General features: G+C 32.6%; 19 protein-coding genes. 15 read left to right on the top strand and 4 right to left on the bottom strand.

What is annotated here, in order from left to right; translation table 11 throughout:
• Positions 1–1,284 (bottom strand): fumarylacetoacetase, encoded by a 1,284-nt coding sequence (fahA, locus tag PMI10_RS18555; protein ID WP_007810760.1) that lies wholly within the window; start codon positions 1,282–1,284, stop codon positions 1–3.
• Positions 1,285–1,392: 108 nt separating this feature from the next.
• Here fahA and glyA point away from each other — a divergent pair, with 108 nt between their 5' ends.
• The 7 genes from glyA to PMI10_RS18520 all read left to right on the top strand — a co-directional run bounded on the left by glyA (position 1,393) and on the right by PMI10_RS18520 (position 7,863).
• Positions 1,393–2,667 carry a serine hydroxymethyltransferase gene (glyA, locus tag PMI10_RS18550; protein ID WP_007810759.1) on the top strand — a complete coding sequence of 425 codons (1,275 nt, stop codon included), beginning with the start codon at positions 1,393–1,395 and terminating at the stop codon, positions 2,665–2,667.
• 135 nt (positions 2,668–2,802) lie between these two features.
• Positions 2,803–3,396 (top strand): tRNA-(ms[2]io[6]A)-hydroxylase, encoded by a 594-nt coding sequence (locus PMI10_RS18545; protein WP_007810758.1) that lies wholly within the window; start codon positions 2,803–2,805, stop codon positions 3,394–3,396.
• 192 nt (positions 3,397–3,588) lie between these two features.
• Positions 3,589–5,142: a T9SS response regulator signal transducer PorX gene (locus PMI10_RS18540; RefSeq protein ID WP_007810757.1), complete on the top strand. Its 1,554-nt coding sequence runs from the start codon at positions 3,589–3,591 to the stop codon at positions 5,140–5,142.
• 78 nt (positions 5,143–5,220) lie between these two features.
• Entirely contained in the window at positions 5,221–5,628 is a 408-nt protein-coding gene (tsaE, locus tag PMI10_RS18535; protein ID WP_007810756.1) for a tRNA (adenosine(37)-N6)-threonylcarbamoyltransferase complex ATPase subunit type 1 TsaE, read from the top strand.
• A gap of 69 nt (positions 5,629–5,697) precedes the next feature.
• On the top strand, positions 5,698–6,171 hold the full coding sequence (locus PMI10_RS18530; protein WP_007810755.1) for a GNAT family N-acetyltransferase: 474 nt from the start codon (positions 5,698–5,700) through the stop codon (positions 6,169–6,171).
• Positions 6,172–6,252: 81 nt separating this feature from the next.
• Positions 6,253–7,452 (top strand): alanine dehydrogenase, encoded by a 1,200-nt coding sequence (locus PMI10_RS18525; protein WP_007810754.1) that lies wholly within the window; start codon positions 6,253–6,255, stop codon positions 7,450–7,452.
• Between the two features lie 36 nt (positions 7,453–7,488).
• Complete coding sequence (locus PMI10_RS18520) at positions 7,489–7,863, top strand: DUF4258 domain-containing protein (protein WP_007810753.1); 375 nt, start codon at positions 7,489–7,491, stop codon at positions 7,861–7,863.
• Positions 7,864–8,277: 414 nt separating this feature from the next.
• On the opposite strand, the gene ccsA is transcribed toward PMI10_RS18520, so the two are convergent.
• The gene (gene ccsA / locus PMI10_RS18515) at positions 8,278–11,556 is read right to left on the bottom strand and encodes a cytochrome c biogenesis protein CcsA (protein ID WP_007810752.1); all 3,279 of its coding nucleotides are present in this window, start codon (positions 11,554–11,556) and stop codon (positions 8,278–8,280) included.
• Positions 11,557–11,813: 257 nt separating this feature from the next.
• Here ccsA and PMI10_RS18510 point away from each other — a divergent pair, with 257 nt between their 5' ends.
• The 8 genes from PMI10_RS18510 (at position 11,814) to PMI10_RS18475 (ending at position 18,978) form a co-directional block, all read left to right on the top strand.
• Entirely contained in the window at positions 11,814–12,575 is a 762-nt protein-coding gene (locus tag PMI10_RS18510; protein WP_007810751.1) for a Rossmann-like and DUF2520 domain-containing protein, read from the top strand.
• Positions 12,559–13,086, top strand: coding sequence for a KdsC family phosphatase (locus PMI10_RS18505; RefSeq protein WP_035632200.1), 528 nt, complete (start codon positions 12,559–12,561; stop codon positions 13,084–13,086). Before PMI10_RS18510 ends, PMI10_RS18505 begins: the two co-directional genes overlap by 17 nt.
• A 65-nt stretch (positions 13,087–13,151) precedes the next feature.
• On the top strand, positions 13,152–14,078 hold the full coding sequence (locus PMI10_RS18500; protein WP_081491472.1) for a geranylgeranylglycerol-phosphate geranylgeranyltransferase: 927 nt from the start codon (positions 13,152–13,154) through the stop codon (positions 14,076–14,078).
• The gene (locus tag PMI10_RS18495) at positions 14,071–14,655 is read left to right on the top strand and encodes a Maf-like protein (protein WP_007810748.1); all 585 of its coding nucleotides are present in this window, start codon (positions 14,071–14,073) and stop codon (positions 14,653–14,655) included. The genes PMI10_RS18500 and PMI10_RS18495 overlap by 8 nt, the downstream gene beginning before the upstream one ends.
• A 10-nt stretch (positions 14,656–14,665) precedes the next feature.
• Positions 14,666–15,196 (top strand): mechanosensitive ion channel domain-containing protein, encoded by a 531-nt coding sequence (locus PMI10_RS18490; RefSeq protein WP_007810747.1) that lies wholly within the window; start codon positions 14,666–14,668, stop codon positions 15,194–15,196.
• A 115-nt stretch (positions 15,197–15,311) separates the two neighbouring features.
• Complete coding sequence (locus PMI10_RS18485; RefSeq protein WP_007810745.1) at positions 15,312–16,412, top strand: AI-2E family transporter; 1,101 nt, start codon at positions 15,312–15,314, stop codon at positions 16,410–16,412.
• Positions 16,413–16,472: 60 nt separating this feature from the next.
• Positions 16,473–18,296, top strand: coding sequence for a hypothetical protein (locus PMI10_RS18480; RefSeq protein ID WP_007810743.1), 1,824 nt, complete (start codon positions 16,473–16,475; stop codon positions 18,294–18,296).
• 184 nt (positions 18,297–18,480) lie between these two features.
• A complete protein-coding gene (locus PMI10_RS18475) occupies positions 18,481–18,978 on the top strand; it encodes a hypothetical protein (protein ID WP_007810741.1) in 498 nt (165 codons plus the stop codon).
• Between the two features lie 194 nt (positions 18,979–19,172).
• Here PMI10_RS18475 and PMI10_RS18470 read toward each other — a convergent pair whose 3' ends face one another.
• Positions 19,173–20,441 carry a tetratricopeptide repeat protein gene (locus PMI10_RS18470; RefSeq protein WP_007810740.1) on the bottom strand — a complete coding sequence of 423 codons (1,269 nt, stop codon included), beginning with the start codon at positions 20,439–20,441 and terminating at the stop codon, positions 19,173–19,175.
• Between the two features lie 40 nt (positions 20,442–20,481).
• On the bottom strand, positions 20,482–23,103 hold the full coding sequence (gyrA, locus tag PMI10_RS18465; RefSeq protein ID WP_007810739.1) for a DNA gyrase subunit A: 2,622 nt from the start codon (positions 23,101–23,103) through the stop codon (positions 20,482–20,484).
• Between the last annotated feature and the right edge of the window lie 136 nt (positions 23,104–23,239).

Below are 23,239 nucleotides of genomic sequence, written 5' to 3'. Positions count from 1 at the left end.
TCATTGTCTCACATAAGGAGGCAATAATTGGCTGGCAACTTCACCAAACCCAATACGGACTTCATTAGTTTCACAGAAACCTCTAATAATTACTGTATCGTTATCTTCGATAAATTTACGTTCGCTTCCATCCTTTAATTTTATTGGATTTTTTCCTCCCCAAGTCAATTCTAACATCGAACCAAAACTATCAGGTGTTGAACCTGAAATAGTTCCTGACCCCATCATATCACCAGAATTTACACGGCATCCATTAGAAGTATGATGTGCTAATTGCTGGCTCATTGACCAATACAAATATTTGAAATTTGATTTTGAAACTACCGTTTCCTCCTGATCCAGAGGCTGAATAGAAACTTCTAAATTAATATCAAAAGTCTTTTTTCCTTTAGTCTGCAAATAAGGAAGCGGAGACGGATCTTGTTTTGGTCCTTTTGTTCTAAAAGGCTCTAAAGCATCCATAGTTACAATCCATGGTGAAATAGAAGTTGCAAAACTTTTTGCTAAGAACGGTCCAAGCGGCACATATTCCCATTTTTGCATGTCACGTGCACTCCAGTCATTCAATAAAACCATTCCAAAGATATAATCTTCGGCTTCGTAAGTAGGAATATTTTCTCCCATTACATTTACATCAGTAGTAATAAAAGCTGTTTCCAATTCAAAATCGACCAATCTTGAAGGGCCAAAAACAGGATATTTTTCACCTGCAGGCAACGTTTGTCCCATAGGCCTGTGAACCGGGATTCCGGACGGAACAATAGTAGAACTTCTTCCGTGATATCCTACAGGTATGTGTAACCAGTTGGGTAATAAAGCATTTTCCGGATCACGAAACATTTTTCCTACATTGGTAGCATGTTCTTTACTGGAATAAAAATCGGTATAATCGCCAATTAAAACCGGTAATTGCATCTCAACATCATCTATTTTAAAAATAACAATGTCACGATCTTTTGTTGAATCTCTAAGTTGGGAGCTGTTTGCGTCAAAAATATCGGCAATACGATTTCGGACTAAACGCCATGTTTTTTTTCCGTCAGAAATAAAATCATTAAGCGTATCCTGCATGAACATATCATCAGTTAAATCTATTCCTTCAAAATAGTTTAATTGTTGTAAAGCACCTAAATCAATAGCATAATCGCCAATTCTGGTTCCTACTGTAACGACATTTTCTTTGGTAAGAAATACACCGAAAGGAATATTCTGAATAGGGAAGTCACTATTTTCTGGTACTTCTAACCATGATTTTCTTTTGGTATCGTTGGCGGTTATTGGCATGTGAATGTTAATTATTTGTTGAAAAATTACTTGTCAAATATATCATAATCTAACAGTTTCACAAACGTTTTTTTGTATTTTTGCAGGAAATTAACGAAAAACAAAAAAATGCAACGCGACGAACAAATTTTTGACCTTATACTAGAGGAACAAGACAGACAAATTCACGGATTAGAACTTATTGCTTCGGAAAACTTCGTGAGTGATGAAGTAATGGAAGCAGCCGGGTCTGTTTTAACTAATAAATATGCTGAAGGATATCCCGGCAAAAGATACTACGGCGGTTGCGAAGTAGTTGACGTTATTGAGCAAATTGCGATTGACAGAGCCAAAGAATTATTTGGTGCTGAATATGCAAACGTACAGCCTCACTCAGGTTCTCAGGCAAACTCATCTGTATTTCACGCTTGTTTGAAACCGGGTGATAAAATATTAGGATTCGATTTATCTCATGGTGGTCACTTAACTCATGGTTCTCCTGTAAACTTTTCAGGACGTATTTACAATCCAACTTTTTATGGTGTAGATAAAGAAACAGGAAGATTAGATTATGATAAAATTCAGGAAATTGCTACTAAAGAACAACCAAAATTAATCATCGCCGGAGCTTCTGCTTATTCACGTGATATGGATTTTGAGCGTTTCAGAAAAATCGCTGATAGTGTTGGAGCTATTTTAATTGCAGATATTTCTCATCCTGCAGGTTTAATTGCAAAAGGATTATTAAATGACCCGATTCCACATTGTCATATTGTAACTACTACAACTCACAAAACATTGCGTGGACCAAGAGGAGGTTTGATTTTAATGGGGAAAGATTTTCCAAATCCAATGGGTTTAACTACTCCAAAAGGTGAAATCAGAATGATGTCTTCTTTATTGGATTTAGCTGTTTTCCCAGGAAATCAAGGCGGACCTTTAATGCACATTATTGCTGCTAAAGCGATTGCTTTTGGTGAAGCTCTTAAAGATGAATTCTTTACTTATGCAATGCAATTGCAAAAAAATGCAAACGCAATGGCAGATGCTTTCGTAAAAAGAGGGTACAACATTATCTCTGGAGGAACTGACAACCACATGATGCTGATTGATTTAAGAAACAAAAACATTTCCGGAAAAGATGCTGAAAATGCATTGGTAAAAGCAGAAATCACTGTAAATAAAAATATGGTTCCGTTTGATGATAAATCACCATTTGTAACTTCAGGAATTCGTGTTGGAACAGCTGCTATCACTACTCGTGGCTTAGTTGAAGAAGATATGAAAACTATCGTAGCCTTAATTGATAAAGTACTTGTTGATTATACTAATGAAGCACTTATCGAAGAAGTAGCTAATGAAGTAAACGAAATGATGAGTGAAAGACCAATTTTCGTTTACTAATAAAAAGTTTCAAGTTTAAAAGTTTAAAGTTTAAAGTTTTGTGATTGCGAAAATAACGTATAACAAAACTTTAAACTTTTTTTAGTTCCAGTTCAAACCTGAAATTTGAAACAAATAATAAAAACAAAAAGAGACATGGGAGTACTACGATTACAATTGCCAACAGACCCAAGATGGGTAAATATTGTTGAGAAAAACATTGAGGAAATCCTGACCGACCACGCCTGGTGCGAGCAAAAAGCAGCAACAAATGCCATTACAATTATCACCAATAACTCTGAACATCAGGATTTGGTGAAAGATTTATTGGCTCTGGCCAAAGAAGAAATCGATCATTTTGAACAGGTTCATAATATTATCATCAAAAGAGGATTGAAGTTAGGACGCGAACGTAAAGACGATTACGTAAACGAACTATACTTATATATGAAGAAAAGCGGTGACGGAAGCCGTGTTTCAGGTTTGGTAGAAAGATTATTGTTTTCGGCAATGATTGAAGCCAGAAGCTGTGAACGTTTTAAAGTCCTTTCAGAAAACATTCAGGATGAAGAATTAGCTGTTTTTTACAGGGAATTAATGGAAAGTGAAGCCGGACATTATACCACTTTTATCACATATGCACGCAAATACGGCGTTGGAATTGATGTTGAAAAACGGTGGAGAGAATGGTTAGCTTATGAAGAATCAATCATTTCGAATTACGGAAAAGGTGAAACTATTCATGGATAATTTTCTCTGAAATCTATAAAAGCCAAATTAATATTGACAATTTGGTAACCCTAAATTATTATCCAAAAAACTTAAAAATATTTGAGTACTAATTTGACAGTACAAAAAATTGCTGCAAACAGGTTAAATTTATACTATTTTTAATACTTTTTAAGTTCTATACTTTTAAATTGCATTAAAATTAAATTGTTTATGGATAAGATAAAAATACTTTGGGTCGATGATGAAATCGATCTTTTGAAACCACATATATTATTTCTCGAGAAAAAGAACTACGCAGTCACTACCTCCAATAACGGATTGGATGCGATTGGTTTATTTGAAGAGGAAAATTTTGACATTGTCTTTTTGGATGAAAATATGCCGGGAATGAGCGGATTGGAAACACTTTCGGAAATGAAAGAAAAAAAATCAGCTATTCCGATGATTATGATTACCAAAAGTGAAGAGGAATATATCATGGAAGAAGCAATTGGTTCTAAAATTGCCGATTACCTGATAAAACCCGTAAATCCGAATCAGATTTTATTGAGTTTAAAGAAAAATTTAGACCATTCCAGATTAATATCCGAAAAAACAACTTTAGATTATCAGAAGGAATTCAGAAAAATCTCAATGGAACTTGCCATGGTTAATTCCTTTGAAGACTGGGTTGAACTATACAAAAAACTGATATTCTGGGAATTAGAACTGGAAAACATAAACGATCAGGGAATGATCGAAATTCTGGAATCGCAAAAAGTCGAAGCTAATTCGCAATTCGGAAAATACATTGAGCGTAATTATGAAGATTGGTTTGCTCCTAAAGCCGATAAACCAATTCAATCTCACACTTTATTTAAAGAATTGGTAGTTCCGGAACTTAAAAAGAAAGACAAACCTGTTTTATTTGTTGTCATTGATAATCTGCGTTATGATCAATGGAAATCTTTTGAAACTGTAGTATCAAATTACTACAAATTAGAAAAAGAAGTCCCTTATTTCTCAATACTTCCAACGGCAACACAATATGCCAGAAATGCTATTTTTTCAGGTTTATTACCTACTGAAATGGAAAAGCAATTTCCTGAATATTGGAAAAATGACGTGGAAGATGGCGGAAAAAACCTTTATGAAGCCGAATTTTTATCAGCACAACTAAAACGTTTAGGATTAAATCTAAAAGAAGATTATTTTAAAATTACCAATTATTCTGGCGGGAAAAAATTAGCCGAAAACTTTAAAGCTTTAAAAGGAAATGATTTAGTGACTGTCGTTTATAATTTTGTTGACATGTTGTCACATGCCAAAACTGAAATGGAAGTTGTAAAAGAACTCGCTTCCGATGACAAAGCCTATCGTTCGTTGACTTTAAGCTGGTTTAAAAATTCACCGCTTTTAGAAATTATTCAACAGGCACAACTATTGGGTTTCAAATTAATCTTGACTACAGATCACGGGACAATTAATGTAAAAAACCCATCAAAAGTGGTTGGAGACAAAAATACAAGTCTGAATTTACGATACAAAACCGGTCGTAGCCTGACATATGAGCAAAAAGATGTTTATGTAGTAAAAGAACCTAAAAAAATAGGTTTGCCGGCGATAAACATGAGCAGTTCGTTTATTTTTGCCAAAAATGATTTGTTTTTAGCTTACGTAAACAATTACAATCATTACGTTAGTTATTACAAAAACACCTATCAGCATGGTGGAATTTCGCTTGAAGAAATGATTATACCGTTTTTGGTATTTAACCCAAAATAAAGTTATCAGTCGCAGTTTTTAGTTTTCAATTGAGACTTAAAACCGAAAACTGTGACTATTACATAAATAAATATAACAATGAATATCGTTTTTTCATTAGATCAAATTCAGGAAACAGCAGAACAAATTATTGCTCAAAAGCCAAAAAAAATTATTCTTTTTAACGGAGAAATGGGTGTTGGAAAAACTACTTTGATCAAACAATTATGTAAAAGTTTAGGAGTTGAAGATGCAACAAGCAGCCCAACTTTTTCTTTAGTCAACGAATATTATACTTCTGACAATAAAATAGTTTACCATTTTGATTTTTACAGATTGAATAAAGAAACTGAAGCGCTGGATATGGGTGTTGATGATTATTTGTATTCAGGAAACTGGTGTTTTATTGAGTGGTCAGAAAAAATTATAAATTTAATTCCTGAAGAACATTCGGTTGTTACCATTGAGTTGTTAGCTAATGGAAAAAGAAATTTAGAACTGGTTTAATTCCACGGAGAGGCACAAAAAATATTCTAATAAAACTTCGCGAATCTCTGTGAAACTAATATATCTATAATGAATCTCCAAAATACAGTAGAAATAATACCATTCTCACCTGATTTAAAAGACCCTATCAAAACCTTAAACATAGAATGGCTTCAAAAATATTTTAAGGTTGAAGAAAAAGATGAATTAACCCTTTCTAATCCACAGGAAGAAATTATTGATAAAGGCGGAATGATTTTTTATGCCAGGTATAATGATGAAATTTTAGGTACGGCATCCTTAATGAAAGTTAATCATACTACTTTCGAATTAAGCAAAATGGCAGTTTCTGATAAAGCTCAGGGATTGGGAATCGGAAATAAACTTCTGTCCCATTGTATTGCTGTTGCAGAAAAAAAGAATATTAAAAGACTGATTTTATACTCAAACCGAATTTTGCTTCCGGCGATTCATTTATATGAAAAATTTGGTTTTACTGAAATTCCGCTTGAAGGAGGACTTTATGAAAGAGCCGATATTAAAATGGAAAAAATAATGCCTTAATTATTAAACAGTATTAGCAGAATTTTTACATTGATTTTAAAACTTTTTACGTAATTTGTACTCTTAATTTTTGCACAACTCATGTCAATAACCTTAACCCCATTTACGAAACAGCAATTGTTGCCACAAGAAGAAAAACTTGAAATTGGCCGACATAAAAGAGAACTTTTTATAGGTATCCCCAAAGAAACAAGTTATCAGGAGCGTCGTATTTGCCTGACTCCGGACGCAGTGAATTCTTTGACTTACGAGGGACACCGCATTATGATTGAATCCGGGGCCGGAGAAAGTTCAAGCTATTCTGATAAGGAATATAGTGATGCGGGTGCAGAAGTGACAAAAGATACTAAAAGGGTTTTTGGCTGTCCATTATTACTCAAAGTCGAACCTCCTACTTTGGCAGAAATAGAAATGATTAATCCTGAAACAATAATCATATCTGCTATTCAGCTAAAAACAAAAAAGAAAGCTTATTTTGAAGCTTTAACACAAAAAAAGATAACCGCTCTTGCTTTTGAATATATAAAAGATGAAGATGGTTCCTACCCTGCCGTAAAATCATTAAGTGAAATTGCCGGTACAGCTTCAATCCTGATCGCTGCTGAGCTGATGATTACGGATGAATTTGGTAAAGGGCTTTTATTTGGAAATATTACAGGTGTCCCTCCTACTGATGTCGTTATTTTAGGAGCTGGAACTGTTGGTGAATTCGCTGCCAAAACTGCTATTGGCTTAGGAGCAAACGTAAAAGTCTTTGATAATTCGATTACTAAACTGCGTCGTTTACAAAATAATTTAAATCAACGTATTTTTACTTCTACCATTCAGCAAAAAGCATTATTAAAGGCTTTAAGACGTTGTGATGTAGCTATTGGCGCAATGCGGGGCAAAGAACGTTGTCCGATTGTTGTGACAGAAACTATGGTTGAGCACATGAAAAAAGGAGCCGTTATTGTTGATGTCAGTATTGATACCGGAGGTTGTTTTGAAACTTCAGAAGTTACTACGCACGAAAAACCAACTTTCATAAAAAGTAATGTTTTACATTATTGTGTACCTAATATTCCATCAAGATATTCTAAAACTGCCTCACTTTCAATAAGTAACATAATCACCCCTTACCTGCTGCAGATAGCCGAAGATGGTGGTTTGGAAAGTGCCATCAGATGTAATAAAGGTTTAAAAAATGGAATCTATTTATACCACGGGATCCTGACCAACAAAGCTATTGGAGAATGGTTTGATTTACCTGATAACGATATTAATTTACTTGTTTTCTAAAATAACTTTAGCTTACCTTTGCAAAAAATTTAATTCATGAAGTTCGTACATCGTTTTGCTTATTATTTGGTTGGTCTGGTTATGGGATGCTTTTTTGTAGCCCTAGTTTTTAGTGGAAAAGATACTCGCTGCAATTACTTTCCGAATGCCAGGGTTTTGAATAATTTAAGAACCAAACCATTTCAATATTCTGAAAAAGCAATTCAAACCCTAAATGAAAAATGGGTAGATACAGCTGATGTCAAAAATACATTGACATTTGGAGATGTCGATTTTGATCAAAGTAATGTTCCGTTCAACAAAGGAAAATTATATATAATTGAAGGAAAAACAGCCAAAAATCAGGAGATTATCCTTAAAGTAACAAACTACGAAAACAAAGCAGTTTTAGAAGAAATCATTAAAAAATGATTAAATAAGAATATAAGATAGGGATAGTAAAAAGCTATCCTTTTTTTATGCTTTTTTGATTGAATTTTAGCGAAATTAATTGCATATAATTGATTTTTAAAATATATGAATCCTCAACGCTTTGAATTGCCTCCTGCTTTAGCTGGAGGAAACTGAATCAAAAGATAAATTGGCTTTAGCCGAAAAAATCAGCAACTATATTTGGCTAAAGCCTTTCACTATATCTAAATTATAACCTCCGGCTAAAGCAGGAAGCAATTCAAACTTTCTTACAACAATTGAAGCTTCGCTAATTATCTTTTTAAAAGTTTGATAAAAATTTAAATCCAGGGCCAAAATCTTTTTACATAATATTAATAAAAAGAAAAGGTTCAACCGTAAAGTTGAACCTTTTTGTATATGAATTAATACCTATTATTTTTTATAGTATTTTCGATAACTCGGATATGTTAAAGCTCCAATTACAGAAATCGTTCCTAATGAATAATAAATCCAATTTAGAGAATGTGCCTCTCCGCTTGCATATGAGTGCAAACCTACTAAGTGGAAATTTACACCGTAATAGGTAAACAAAATAGATATAAAACCAAACATACTCATTAAATTAAATGTCCATTTTCCACGTAAAGCAGGTACAAAACGAGCATGGATTATAAAAGCATAAACCATAATTGATATTAATGCCCAGGTTTCTTTAGGATCCCACCCCCAGTAACGTCCCCAACTTTCATTGGCCCATTGACCCCCAAGAAAGTTTCCTATCGTTAACATGATTAAACCAATTGTCAATGACATTTCGTTGATATAGGTGATTTCCTTAATGTTCAGATCCATTTTGGCTTTATTTCTATCATTGGTAAAGAAAATCAGTATTAATGAAACAAAACCTAAAATCATTCCGAGGGCAAATGGTCCGTAACTTGCTACGATTACCGCTACGTGAATCATTAACCAATACGAGTTCAAAACTGGCTGTAAATTGGCGATTTCAGGATCGATCCAGTTTGCATTTGCAGCCATAAAAATCATTGAGGTTACAAACGCGCAGCAAGAAACCGTAAGTTTAGAATAACTTTCTAATTTAATATAGCCTAATCTATATAAAATAGAAACTAAGGAAAATCCAATTGGGGAAGATTTCTTTTGAATTTTTACTTTTAAATCAAAAGCCAATCCAAAGAACATTGTTGCCCACGCTACATATACAATCGCTTCGTATGCGTTACTCCAGGGTGCGTGACCAGAAATATACCAACGCGCAATTAAAGCAAGTGTGTGAAGCGTAAATATGAATCCGATTAAAACATGAAAGCCATTTACTGTAATGCGTAAAAACTTTTTATCGAAGAAAATACTCAAAAGAGTAAAAATCAGCATGAATATCCCGGAAAGCGAATACCAATAAAACATTTTTGGTAAAATATTGTATTCATTGTACGCAATTTCAAGATCGATTTTTCTTTCACTTGGACGCACTTTACTTCCAAATTTCTTTTGAAAACCATTAATACTTTCAACCAAATCATCGGCAGTTTTAAAATCTTTAGAAATAGAACCATTGTTTAAAGCATTAAAATACAAAGGAATTATTTGCTTTACATATGTCTCATCCATTCCTTTTAGACCAGCGTTGCCTATTTCTAAGTAAGAAATCCATTTGTTATTCGGGTCATTCGGAATCGGGAATATTTTCAGTATGCTTCCACTTAACGCAGATTCCATCAGGTTTACTTTTTTATCCGTTTCGATAAAATCTTTTTCAAAATTATTTGGATTTGCCGCTTTGTAGGCTGCATCCAAATACGGAGAAAGTTTATAATTGCCATTTTCATCAAAAAACTTTATAAACGGAGCAAATTTAGCTTCTTTCTCAATTCCGATAATTCTGCGAATACTGTCATTCTCAGGTTTAATATAAATAATCGGAACCTGAATCCAAACCTGGGCATATTGTGTCATCGACAAAAACACCTGATCAGAATTCATTCCGTTATAGGTGTCTTTATGACTTACTTTTCTCAATAATTCTGACGAAAAAGTATTAATAGGTTTCATCCTACCTCCGGCGTCCTGAATAACCAAACGACCAAATTTAGCCGCATGAGCTTCCGGTGCTTTATAAATATTCAGCAGTGAATCTATTTGCTTTTGACTTGGCGGGCGTGTTACGTGATTGTCGTGATCGTTAGGATCTTCTGTATGATTATGGTTGTGTTCATGAACATGGGGTGCCTGAGAAAAACCACTAAAACTTAACATTAAAACCAAAATCGTAATTAATTTTGCTTTTTTCTCTTTTACCTTTTCAAGTTTGCGTTTTAAATCTGCAAAACGTGAACCTTTGGTAAACATAATTGCCATTAAACCGAAGAACAGCATAAAATAACCCAAATAAGTAATTGAAGTTCCCCAGAAATCATGATTTACAGATAATACCGTTCCTTTTTCGTCCGGATCAAACGAAGACTGGAAAAATCTGTATCCTTTATGATCTAAAACGTGATTCATATAAATCCTGGCATCAAAAATTTCTGCAGAGTCCTGAACAGTTACCTTACTTTCGAAAGCAGAATAACTTTTCTCGGTTCCTGGATATTTAGTCGCTATGAAATCATTTAATTTAACTTTAAATGGTAAAACATAAGCTTTACTTCCGTAGAATAAAGAATATTCAATTTTACCAATTTTAACGGTTTGCGGTTCTCCCACACTTCCTTTAGAACCTAGCAGACGAATTTCTTTTTCCTGACCTTCCGCTTTAACTTTTACAATCAAGGCGTCAGTATGAGATTTAGCTTTAAAATCATTACTCGATTCATAATCAACAATTCCTTTTACAGCAGGATCGGGAAATACAATTCGGATATCACCAATACTGTACAAAGAACGCATCATCAATGGCTGTACATTATCTTTTGTTACTTTTCCCTGAAGTTTATCTGCCATTCGCATAAACTCACCTTCAAAAGGGGTTTGAATGGTATACTTTTCACCGGTCGTATTAATATTTATGGCACCATTTGTTGGTTTATTCAAAGCAAATAAAACATTGTGAATATTTTGAACTTCGCCTTCTTTAAGGAAATGTTCTTCACGACCACCGGCACCGGCTTCCACTAATTTAAGATATAAAGTTCCGTTTGCCTTTGGTTTTATCACTTCTTTGGCCCCCATAATGTAGTTAGAATAGGTAACTTCAAAAGGAGTTTGGTCAAATTTACCTGAAAGGGTAAAATCATTATTAGTCACAGGAGATAATAAAAGAGCTTTCTCAAAAATCCTGCGCTTCATTTCTCCTTCATACTCTCCATCTGCAAAAACGGTTAAGAATGTTTTATCTGAATAAATTTGGTTTTCAGCTGCACCTTCGCGAATTGGCATCATACCTTCGTAACTGATATAACGTGTAATAAAGGCTCCCAAAAGAATAAAAATAAAGGCAATATGAAGTAATAAGGTTGCCCATTTTTCTTTTTTCAATAATTGATAACGCTTGATGTTTCCAAAGAAATTTATCATAAAAAACACCATTATTGCTTCGAACCACCAGGTATTATAAATTAGAATTCGGGCAGTATCGGTATTGTATTTGCTTTCTATAAAAGTTCCGACACCCATTGCTATTGCAAATGTTAAAAAAAGAACAGCCATTAATCGTGTAGAAAACAAAAAAGAGAATATTTTTTTATCCATTTTTAAGGAAATTACAGTGTATATAAAGTGGCACAAAAGTACTTAAAAATGTTGAGTTCTAATATTTGGCGTTTGTTAATTAAAACCAAAAAAGAGTTCTTTTTAAGATCGAATTCTTAAATGCAGAAAAAATATTTTTATCTCTTAAATAAATTGAAAAAGAAGCCAAAAATTAATACAGTCTTTTAATCCGGAATAAAAAATATATCCAATAAAATCAAAGTAAATCTCTTTAAAAAAAATGCTAATTTTGCGATATGATTCAAATAACGCTAATTGGTTCCGGAAATGTCGCTCAGCATTTGATAAAAGCTTTTTCAAAAAGTGATCTTGTTGAAATCGCACAGGTATTTTCAAGAAAAAAAGAAGCGTTGGAACATCTGCTCGATTCAGATAAAATCATAACTGAGTATTCTGCTTTAAAAGAATCTGATGTATACATTATAGCTGTTTCTGATAATGCAATAGCCGAAGTTTCAGAGCAATTTCTTTTTGATGATAAACTTATAGTTCATACTTCAGGAACTGCCCCACTGAATATTTTAGACTCTAAAAACCGAAGAGGCGTTTTTTATCCTTTACAAACTTTTTCTAAAAATAAAGCTGTAGATTTTTCGATGATTCCAATTTGTCTGGAAGCTGAAAACCAATCTGATTATGCAATTTTAGAAACAGTTGCCAAAAGTATTTCCAAAGCCGTTTTCCAAATTAGTTCTGAACAAAGAAAAGCATTGCACGTTTCGGCTGTTTTTGTTAATAATTTTACGAATTATTTGTACCAGATTGGTCAGGAAATTTGTGAAGAACATCATGTTCCTTTCGAAATACTAAAACCTTTAATTCAGGAAACTGCCGAAAAAATAAATACATTAAACCCAATTGATGCACAAACAGGTCCGGCAAAACGGAATGATTCCAATACAATTGCAGCTCATTTAGAGTATTTAACCAATGAAAATCAAAAAAACATCTATAAAATACTAACACAATCTATACAAAATAATGGCAAAACACTTTAAAGAAATAATGAACGATATAACAACATTTATTTTTGATGTTGACGGCGTACTTACAGACAGTTCCGTTTTTGTAACCAACGAAGGCGAAATGCTTCGTACAATGAACATTCGCGATGGCTATGCCATGAAAGCAGCTGTAGAAAGTGGTTTTAACGTATGCATTATTTCCGGCGGAAGCAACGAAGGTGTTCGTGTAAGATTGCGTAATTTAGGCATAACTGACATTCATTTAGGAACACCTGATAAAGTGGAAACTTTTAAGGAATACACAGATATTAACAATATAAAACCTGAAAATGTGTTGTATATGGGTGATGATATTCCTGATTTTCATGTCATGAAATTGGTAGGCTTACCAACCTGCCCGCAAGATGCAAGCCCGGAAATTAAGAATATTTGCCGTTATGTTTCTCACGTCAAAGGCGGAAGAGGCGCTGTACGTGACGTAATCGAACAGGTCATGAAAGTACAGGGGAAATGGATGGAATATTTTAACGGAAAACATGATTAGTTTTCAGTACCAGTTTTCAAAAAACCTTAGAACCTTAGTAACTTAGCCTCTCAGAATCTTAAAAAATGAAATTCCTCAAACTCATCCGATATAAAAACTTACTGATGCTTGCTTTCATGCAGGTTTTATTCCGTTATTCTTTTTTAAAACAACAAAATATTCCTTTAGCTTTATCAGACTGGCAATATGGTTTATTGGTTTTAAGTACCGTTTTAATAGCCGCAGCAGGTTATGTAATTAATAATATTTTCGATGTCGAAACTGATAGAATCAACAAACCAAATGATGTTATAATAGGCAGAGGTATTTCAGAAACAAATGGTTATAACATCTATATAGCACTAAACATTACAGGTGTTGCAATTGGGTTTTATTTATCAAATGTGATTCAGAGACCGGGATTTGCAACCATTTTTATTTTTATAGCTTCATTGCTTTATTTTTATTCTACAACCTTAAAACAAATCATGATTTTAGGAAACCTTGTTGTAGCATTTTTATTGGCAATAAGTGTTGTTATTATTGGTGTTTTTGATATTTTTCCGGCAATGGCCGCAGAAAATAAAGCACAAATGGCTAGTTTATTTTCTATTTTAACAGATTATGCCTTATTTGCTTTTATGATTAACTTCATACGTGAAATAGTTAAAGATATAGAAGATGTCGATGGAGATTATAATCAGGGAATGAACACCCTGCCTATTGCAATTGGTATTAGTCGAACAGCAAAAATAGTATTTGTAATTTCAGTCATTCCTTTTGTTTTATTATTACTTTACATTAAAAATTATTTTGTAGAAAACGGTTTGTTTATAGCTACCTTATATTCTTTTATTTTGGTCCTGGCTCCATTACTTTATTTTATTATAAAAATTTTTACGGCAAAAACCAAAAAAGATTTTCATCATTTGAGTACTGTTTTAAAACTGATTTTACTTTTCGGAATTTTATCAATTGTGGTTATTACGTTAAATATTCATTACAATGCTTAAAGAAAAATTAAAAAAATACACCTTAATACTTGCTTCAGGTTCGCCAAGAAGACAACAATTTTTCAAAGACCTGGATTTAGATTTCGAAATTCGCTTAAAAGAAATTGAAGAAATATATCCTCCTGAGTTAAAAGCAGTTGAAATAACCGATTATCTGGCAAAACTGAAAGCAAATGCCTTTGAAGGAGACTTGAAAACAAATGAAATTTTAGTAACCAGTGACACAATTGTCTGGCATGAAAACAAAGCTTTGGGGAAACCTAAAAATGCACAAGAAGCTTTTGAAATGATAAAATCAATGTCAAATAAAACCCATGAAGTAATTACATCGGTTTGTTTTAAGACCAACTCTGCTTCTGTTCTTTTAAATGATATTACAAAAGTTACTTTTAATGAACTGTCAGACGAAGCTATTTTGTATTATATAGAAAACTATAAACCATACGATAAAGCGGGTGCTTATGGCATACAAGAGTGGTTCGGTTTTATGGCAGTTGCCAAAGTCGAAGGCTCATACACTAATGTCATGGGACTGCCTACTGCAAAAGTTTATAAATATTTGAGTACTTTAGAGTAAAATTTAATTTATGTTTTTTTTCAAAGAATATACACATCAAATACTTGTCACAGGAATTTTATTAATTGTTTTAATATTCCTGAGAATTATTGCCGACAAACTGATTCGTCGTTATGCAAAAACAAGTCAAATCCTTGAACACAGGGCTAATCTGGTTATTAAGTATGTCCATATATTCATAAATCTGTTTATTATAATCAGCCTGATAGTTATTTGGGGTGTTCAAACTAAAGATATTTTTATAACAATCTCTTCGATTACTACTGTTATTGGCGTTGCAATGTTTGCACAATGGTCAATTTTGAGCAACATAACATCAGGAATGATTTTGTTTTTTTCTTTTCCATTTCGAATTGGCGATACCATAAAAATTCATGATAAAGATTTTCCTATTGAAGCCGAAATCGAAGATATCAGTGCTTTTCATGTTAATTTAAAAACTAAAGACGGCGAGAAAATTATCTTTCCGAATAATCTTTTACTACAAAAAGGAATATCGATTATCCCTGCCCATTATGATGAAAAAGAGTTTTTTGATTAATCTCACATTTAAAGTGAATGGGAATTTTATAAACTAAAGTTCAAAAACTAAAACATTATAACTTAAATAAAGTATAACCTTTGTTTAACAATTCTTTAGTTTTAAAACTCGTGAAATGAACCAAAAGCTACCATTCCCTTTTTACATTAAATTTTCTTGCATTTTATTAATTTTAATTTCTTTTAGTGTAATATTCTGCATTGGAAAAGATATTATTACGCCTGTACTTATGGCATTTTTGCTCGCCGTTTTACTATTACCTCTTTTCACATTTTTAAATACAAAATTTAAATTCTCCAGGCATTTTGCTGCAATAATGTGTGTTTTACTTTTTGCATCGTTTATTATTGGCATACTTGTTTTTATTTCCTATCAGGTTACTGACATGGCTAATGATGTAGAAACTATTAAAAAAAATGTCAATTCTTTTATAATTGACATCCATAAATACATCAAGGATAATTTTAATATAAGTATTGGAGAACAAAAAAAGTATATCGATAATGTAACTAAAGATTCTGTTAAAGACGGAAAAGCTACTATTGGTTCTGCAATAATTTCAATAAGTGATCTCCTTTTAGATTGTACCATAATTCCAATCTATACCTTTTTATTCTTATTATACAAAGATCATTTTATTCTTTTCCTTGTAAAATTAATTAACAAAGAAAACCATTCAACTTTAAAAGATATTTTATCACAAATAAAAGTTTCCATAAATAATTACATTGTAAGCTTAATATTGGAAATGATTGTTGTTTCAGTTTTAACAAGTTTAGGGCTTTGGATTATTGGTGTAAAATATTTTATTTTATTAGGGCTTATAACCGGTCTTTTAAACCTTATTCCATATATCGGGATTTTTGCAGCAGGTATAATAACGCTTTTTGCATCGCTTACCGGAACCTCGGAGACATCAATAATAGTAGGCATTTTAGTTGTAAATATAATAGTTCAATTAATTGACAATAATATACTTGTTCCCTTAATAATTAATTCAAAAGTTGAAATTAATGCGTTTGTTTCAATTTTAGGAATTATAATTGGAGGTGCTGCAGCCGGTATTTCAGGCATGTTTTTAGCTATACCTCTTTTGGCGATTTTAAAAATAATATTTGACAAAATAGAACCTTTGGAACCATGGGGATATTTAATGGGAAATCATATGCCTAAGAAATTTGCATGGAGAATTAGAAGATTAAAAGTTGAAAATTAAAACCCGGCAATATGTTTTTATCCTTATCGTTTTATTCCTTAATTAAGCTAACTTTATTAGATGTTTCGAAACCTAAAAATAATAATTTTACTTTTACTTTGGATTTGTTCTCAGGGAGTCTTTTCACAAGAAAAAAAAACTAAAAAAGACAGCACCGAAACCTCTTCTGAAACAAAAAAGATTAGTAAAAAAAGAGAAGTTACAAACTTCATAAAAAGGATAATTTTCAAACCTTCCAAAATAAAAAAGAAAAACAAGACTTTGGTTGAAAAAACACACCTGCCGGATATTGACGGGAAAATTATTCGCAATATCAGAATTATAACCCTGGATCCGTTTGGACTTTCTGATACTGATTCTACGATGGTTCCAAAAAATTGGGGAGAAAGAACAGGAAACAGGATGCATCTGAAAACTAAAAAGTTTGCCATTCAAAATTTATTGCTTTTTAGGAAAAATTCCTTGTATAGCGCCTATAAAATAAAAGAAACCGAACGTATTATTCGATCACAACGGTTTGTAAGCAGAGTTACAATCTCAGAAGAGCTAATCTCATCAACAAATGATTCCATAGATATTACAGTCCGTGTTTTAGATGCCTGGAGCTTATTACCTAAATTTTCAATATCAAGTTCAAAAATTTCAGTCGGATTTAATGATCGCAATATTTTAGGTACCGGCCAACAACTCGAATATAAATTTACCAATAGATTTGAAGACGGTCATGATGGTCATGATGCAACTTATACAATTCCAAATATCAAAAATACTTTTATCACTACAAAATTCAAATATTATACGGATTTAGACGACAACTACAATAAAAGTATTGCTATCGAACGTCCGTTTTACTCCCCTTTGACGAAATGGGCTGGAGGGATTAAGCTCGAACAACAATTTAGGAAAGACACATTACAAGATGCAAATTTAAATTACCAGTTCCAGTCTTTTAAAAACAATTTACATGATTTTTGGCTTGGTAAAGCATTTAATATTACCAGTTTAAATTCTAAAAATGACAGGACCACCAATCTTGTCATATCCGGACGTTTTTTAGATATTGATTATACTGAAAAACCTTCGATAGAATATGATTCAATTAACTTTTTCTCAGATGAACAACAGTTTTTAATGGGATTTGGAATTAACACACGTGAATTCGTAAAAGACAATTATATTTTTAGAAACGGAAATACTGAAGATGTTCCCATTGGAAGAATATATGGAATTACAGCTGGTTACCAGTTCAAAAATAATATGTGGCGGCCATATTTAGGCGCCCAGTTTTCTTTTGGGGATTATTATAAATGGGGGTTTTTGAGTACTAATTTCGAAATGGGTACTTTTTTTCACGAGTCTAAAACTTATCAGACTTCAATTTCACTTGAAGCTAATTATTTTACTAATTTATTAGAAATTGGAACCTGGAAATTGAGACAATTCATAAAACCCGAAGTAATTGTTGGAATAAATCGTGCAAATTCTATTGGAGATCAACTTACAATAAATGAAAATTATGGTCTGCAAGGCTTTAACGCCGCTGTTTATGGCAAAAGTAAAATGGTGTTAAGTTTACAGACACAGACCTATGCACCTAAAGAGATTTTAGGTTTTAGGATAAATCCATATTTTAATTATTCCATAGCTGTATTGGGAAATAGTGACTCGGGATTATTTCAAAATAAATATTATTCAAAACTAAGTGTCGGACTTTTGATCAGTAATGATTATTTAGTGTTTAATTCTTTTCAGATTTCACTTTCTTATTATCCGACTATTCCTAATCAGGGTGATTCAGTATTTAAAACGAATACTTTTCAAACTTCGGATTTTGGGCTTCAGTCTTTTGAATTGGCTAAGCCAGGAATTGTAGAGTACAAATAATTTTATTCTTTTTATAAAAACTCAAAATGTTTCATAAGGAACTAAATATCAATTTATTAACACAAACATAATAATAAAAATATTTACACAACAATTAATTTTACATATAAAAACATATATGTTTTTATATCTTTGGCACAGTATATGAATACCTATATATAGATTAACATAAAATAAAAAAAAGATGAAAACAATTAAAATAGCAATCGCCGGATTATTTCTACTGGTTGCAAGTACAACACAGGCACAAGTATCTGTTAATGTCAATATAGGAACACCGCCTGTATGGGGCCCAGTAGGATATACAAATATGGAATATTATTATTTACCGGATATCGAAGCGTATTATGATGTAAGGGCAGCACAATTTATTTATTTGGGTGGCGGAACATGGATTAGATCAAGTCGTTTACCAAGACAATACAGAAACTACGATTTGTATTCAGGTTATAAAGTTGTTTTAAATGATTACCATGGAAGAACTCCTTATGTTTACTATAATAAACACAGAACAAAATATTACAAAGGATACCATGGTGCTCCACAAAGACCTTTTAGACCAAGAGGAGACAGAGGAGATAATGGTCGCGATTATGATCGTCATGATAACGATCGCCATGATAATGGTCATGGCAAAAAAGGTAATGGTAATGGTCACGGTCATGGTCACGGAAAACATTAATACTAAAAAATAATTTTACGATTCTTTCTGTTATACTAAAAGAATTTAAATAAATAAAAGACTGTCATTTTGATGGTCTTTTTTTTGTTCACAATTTGTCAAATCCAAACATGCATACAAAAGTGAAAAACTTGTAAATAAAAAAACCGTCTAAAATATTTTAGACGGTTTTTTTATTTACAAGGTAATACGTATTACATTGTAGCTTTTAATGCTTTTGCTTCAGCAGTCATTTCTAATGCTTTGTAAACACCCAATAATGTTTTAGAAACATCTTGATTTTTTGGATCTAACTCATTTGCTTTTTTAAGATATGGAATCACACTTCTAAAAACACTTTCTCTTTGTGCTTTTAATACATCATAACGTTTCATATCTTTTGCAGAAGTTCCCAATTTATTCATTTCGTCAATAATTGGTTTTTCAGCTTCTAATTTTAAAGCCGCAAGATTCAGATAAGCATTTGAATAATTTGGATTAATTTCAATAGCTTTCAAATAATATTTTTCAGCATCAACAGGGTTTTTAGCATTAGCACTAATTACACCCAAATTAAAAATTAAATCTGCATTGTTTGGTTCTTTTTGTAAAGCTTCTCCAACTAATTTTTTATATGTTTCGAAATCTTTAGTTTCTAAATATAAATTAGCCTCTGAAAGAATTAGAGAAGTATCTTCCGGATTCGTTTTTCTCGCATCTGCTACTGCTTTTTTAGCATCTTCAATTCGTCCTTTCTGAACTAAGATCAAAGCTAAATTTTTGTAGATTTCTCCTCTTTTTGAAGGAATCACTTCAGTTTTAGGTTTTTCGTGTGTTCCTAATTTTACAGCTAAATCTCTTTCGTTTGCAGTATTAAAACCATCTTCGTTACCTGAAGCTTTATTTACAGCAGTATAACTGGTTCCTTTTCCTGAATAATTTAATTTTTTTAATTCTTCATAAGCTGCAAGTGCTGAGTCATAATCCTGAGCATTTACGTATGTTGAAGCAGCATAATATAAATTAATTGTATCTTTTTTATCTAATTGATAAGCGTCATATAATTTTTTTGCCCCTTCAATACTTTTATTAGATTGAGTATCAGCAATGGCTGCATTAATCAATTTTCCTTTAATTTCAGTTATTGATGTTGCTGCCTGAGTAGAATATTTCACCTTACCCGAAGCTTTTTCAATGTCAATTAATTTTTTATAACTCTCTGCAGCAAGAGATAAGTTTTTACCTTCTTCTACTTTTTTATTTGCCAGGTCTAAATAAGCATTCCCTTTTACAAAATAGTATTGGGCCTGCTCAACGTCTTTGGCATTTACTACCATATTTTCAGCATCTTTTAATATCGTAATTGCTCCTTGGGCATCACCGCTTTTTAATGCTTTTTCTGCACTTTTTATTTGATCTTTTTGAGCAAAAGTAGCTACCGAAATCAATAATGCTGATGCTAGTATTACATACTTACTTTTCATAATATTCAATTTGTATATTTAATTTTAATTTATTCTAAATTTATTCCTCAGATTCTTCTTCTTCAGAATCATCCTCTTCGTCTAATTCTTCTTCGTCAGAATCATCATCCTCATCGTCATCTGAGGCACCATCATCTTCAAGAACTTCTAAAACTGGTTTAACTCTCTCGATTGTTTCTGTCTCGATAACATTACCATCTTCGTCAACAACAACTTCTGCAGGATCATCTTTCATTACTTTCGTTACAGCTGCAATAGAATCTTTTCCTTTAATATTGATTAGTTTCACTCCTTGTGTAGCACGGCCCATAACTCTTAAATCTTCAACAGCCATTCTGATTGTTAATCCGGATTTATTGATAATCATTAAATCATCAGCATCAGTTACAGCATTAATAGAAATAAGTTTACCAGTTTTCTCAGTAATATTAAGGGTTTTAACCCCTTTACCTCCACGGTTTGTGATTCTGTATTCGTCAAGACTGGAACGTTTACCATATCCGTTTTCTGCAACAACAAGAATCTCACTGTTCATATCATTAACGGTCACCATACCAATAACTTCATCAGTATCGTCTTTTAAAGTAATTCCACGAACTCCCGAGGCTGTTCTTCCCATCGGACGTGTTTTAGTTTCTTCAAAACGAACTAATTTACCAGATTTAACAGCTAAGATAATCTGACTTTCGCCATTAGTCAATTTTGCTTCTAATAATTCATCACCTTCTTTAATAGTAATTGCAGCAACTCCATTTACTCTTGGTTTAGAATATTTCTCTAAAGAAGTTTTCTTAACCTGTCCTTTTTTCGTTACCATAACAAGATTATGACTATTGATGTAATCTTTATCTTTTAAATCCTGTGTACAAATAAAAGCTTTAACTTTATCATCACTTTCAATGTTTACTAAGTTCTGAATTGCTCTTCCTTTTGCCGTTTTACTTCCTTCAGGAATTTCGTAAACACGCATCCAGAAACATTTTCCTTTTTGGGTAAAAAACATCATATATTGATGATTGGTAGCAACAAACATATGTTCAAGGAAATCCTGGTCTCTTGTTCCTGCACTTTTTTGTCCTACTCCTCCTCTGTTTTGAGTTTTGTACTCAGTAAGGTTTGTACGTTTGATATACCCTGCGTGAGAAATTGTAATGACTACATTTTCATCAGCAATTAAATCTTCGATACTTACATCACCACCGGAATATTCGATTTGAGAACGACGGGCATCACCATATTTCTCACGAATTTCTTCAAGTTCTTCTTTAATTAAAGCAGTTCTTAAATCTACGTCAGCCAATAAGGCTTTCAAATGATCGATTAATTTCATCAATTCTTCGTACTCAGCTCTTAACTTGTCTTGTTCCAGACCTGTTAACTGACGTAAACGCATTTCTACAATGGCACGCGCCTGAATATCTGATAATTTGAATCTTTCAATTAACTTTTCACGGGCTTCTTCAGTATTTTTTGAACCTCTGATTAAAGCAATTACTTCATCAATATTGTCTGATGCAATAATTAATCCTTCTAAAATATGGGCTCTTTCTTCTGCTTTTCGTAATTCAAACTGAGTTCTTCGAACCACAACATCATGACGGTGCTCAATAAAATAATGAATCATATCTTTCAGATTCAGCATTTGTGGGCGGCCTTTTACTAATGCAATATTATTTACACTAAAAGAAGATTGTAATTGTGTGAACTTATATAAGGTATTCAAAACTACATTTGGAGTAGCATCACGTTTCAGGATATAAACGATACGCATACCATTTCGATCTGATTCATCTCGAATGTTAGCAATTCCGTCAATCTTTTTCTCGTTAACTAAATCAGCCGTACGCTTAATCATATCAGCTTTATTGACCTGATATGGAATTTCGGTAACGATGATAGATTCTCTTCCGTCTACTTCTTCAAAACCAACTTTTGCACGCATTACAATACGCCCTCTACCGGTTTTAAATGCTTCACGAACTCCTTCATAACCATATATTATACCTCCTGTTGGAAAATCCGGGGCTTTGATATGTGTTATTAATTCATCTATTTCAATATCGTTGTTATCGAGATATGCCAGGGTTCCATTAATAACCTCTGTCAGGTTATGCGGAGGCATATTTGTAGCCATACCTACTGCGATACCTGTAGCTCCGTTAATTAATAAGGTAGGAACTCTTGTTGGCATTACTTTTGGCTCGTATAATGTATCGTCAAAGTTAAGTTGAAAATCAACTGTTTCTTTTTCTATATCTGCCATGATTTCTTCCGAAATCTTTTTCATTCTCGCCTCAGTATAACGCATTGCTGCAGGGCTGTCACCATCTACGGAACCAAAGTTACCCTGCCCGTCTACTAAAAGATAACGCATGCTCCACTCTTGTGCCATACGTACCATGGCATCATAAACTGATGTATCTCCGTGCGGGTGATACTTACCTAAAACTTCACCGACAATTCTGGCGGATTTTTTATGGGCTTTATTCGAAAAAACTCCTAAATCATACATTCCGTATAGCACTCTTCGATGCACTGGTTTCAAGCCATCTCTAACATCAGGAAGTGCTCTCGATACAATTACAGACATCGAATAATCGATGTAAGCTGATTTCATTTCATCTTCAATGTTAATAGGAATTAACTTTTCTCCTTCAGACATAAGTTGTTATATTAAATAATTATATTAGTTTCAAAACGTGCCAATATACGGATTTTTGAAATTTTAAAACCTAATTTCTTACACTAATTTCAATGATTTATTAACAACTTTTTTTTTGGTTTTGGTTAATAAATTA

The organism is Flavobacterium sp. CF136, from assembly GCF_000282055.1.
Classification (GTDB): domain Bacteria; phylum Bacteroidota; class Bacteroidia; order Flavobacteriales; family Flavobacteriaceae; genus Flavobacterium.
The sequence above is the reverse complement of the archived record's forward strand: the minus strand, read 5'-3'. Positions and strand labels throughout refer to the sequence as shown.

Excerpts from the sequence above, each read along its gene's own strand:
- fahA (WP_007810760.1), bottom strand. The coding sequence starts at position 1,284 with ATGCCAATAACCGCCAACGATACCAAAAGAAAATCATGGTTAGAAGTA.
- glyA (WP_007810759.1), top strand. The coding sequence starts at position 1,393 with ATGCAACGCGACGAACAAATTTTTGACCTTATACTAGAGGAACAAGAC.
- PMI10_RS18545 (WP_007810758.1), top strand. The coding sequence starts at position 2,803 with ATGGGAGTACTACGATTACAATTGCCAACAGACCCAAGATGGGTAAAT.
- PMI10_RS18540 (WP_007810757.1), top strand. The coding sequence starts at position 3,589 with ATGGATAAGATAAAAATACTTTGGGTCGATGATGAAATCGATCTTTTG.
- tsaE (WP_007810756.1), top strand. The coding sequence starts at position 5,221 with ATGAATATCGTTTTTTCATTAGATCAAATTCAGGAAACAGCAGAACAA.
- PMI10_RS18530 (WP_007810755.1), top strand. The coding sequence starts at position 5,698 with ATGAATCTCCAAAATACAGTAGAAATAATACCATTCTCACCTGATTTA.
- PMI10_RS18525 (WP_007810754.1), top strand. The coding sequence starts at position 6,253 with ATGTCAATAACCTTAACCCCATTTACGAAACAGCAATTGTTGCCACAA.
- PMI10_RS18520 (WP_007810753.1), top strand. The coding sequence starts at position 7,489 with ATGAAGTTCGTACATCGTTTTGCTTATTATTTGGTTGGTCTGGTTATG.
- ccsA (WP_007810752.1), bottom strand. The coding sequence starts at position 11,556 with ATGGATAAAAAAATATTCTCTTTTTTGTTTTCTACACGATTAATGGCT.
- PMI10_RS18510 (WP_007810751.1), top strand. The coding sequence starts at position 11,814 with ATGATTCAAATAACGCTAATTGGTTCCGGAAATGTCGCTCAGCATTTG.
- PMI10_RS18505 (WP_035632200.1), top strand. The coding sequence starts at position 12,559 with ATGGCAAAACACTTTAAAGAAATAATGAACGATATAACAACATTTATT.
- PMI10_RS18500 (WP_081491472.1), top strand. The coding sequence starts at position 13,152 with ATGAAATTCCTCAAACTCATCCGATATAAAAACTTACTGATGCTTGCT.
- PMI10_RS18495 (WP_007810748.1), top strand. The coding sequence starts at position 14,071 with ATGCTTAAAGAAAAATTAAAAAAATACACCTTAATACTTGCTTCAGGT.
- PMI10_RS18490 (WP_007810747.1), top strand. The coding sequence starts at position 14,666 with ATGTTTTTTTTCAAAGAATATACACATCAAATACTTGTCACAGGAATT.
- PMI10_RS18485 (WP_007810745.1), top strand. The coding sequence starts at position 15,312 with ATGAACCAAAAGCTACCATTCCCTTTTTACATTAAATTTTCTTGCATT.
- PMI10_RS18480 (WP_007810743.1), top strand. The coding sequence starts at position 16,473 with ATGTTTCGAAACCTAAAAATAATAATTTTACTTTTACTTTGGATTTGT.
- PMI10_RS18475 (WP_007810741.1), top strand. The coding sequence starts at position 18,481 with ATGAAAACAATTAAAATAGCAATCGCCGGATTATTTCTACTGGTTGCA.
- PMI10_RS18470 (WP_007810740.1), bottom strand. The coding sequence starts at position 20,441 with ATGAAAAGTAAGTATGTAATACTAGCATCAGCATTATTGATTTCGGTA.
- gyrA (WP_007810739.1), bottom strand. The coding sequence starts at position 23,103 with ATGTCTGAAGGAGAAAAGTTAATTCCTATTAACATTGAAGATGAAATG.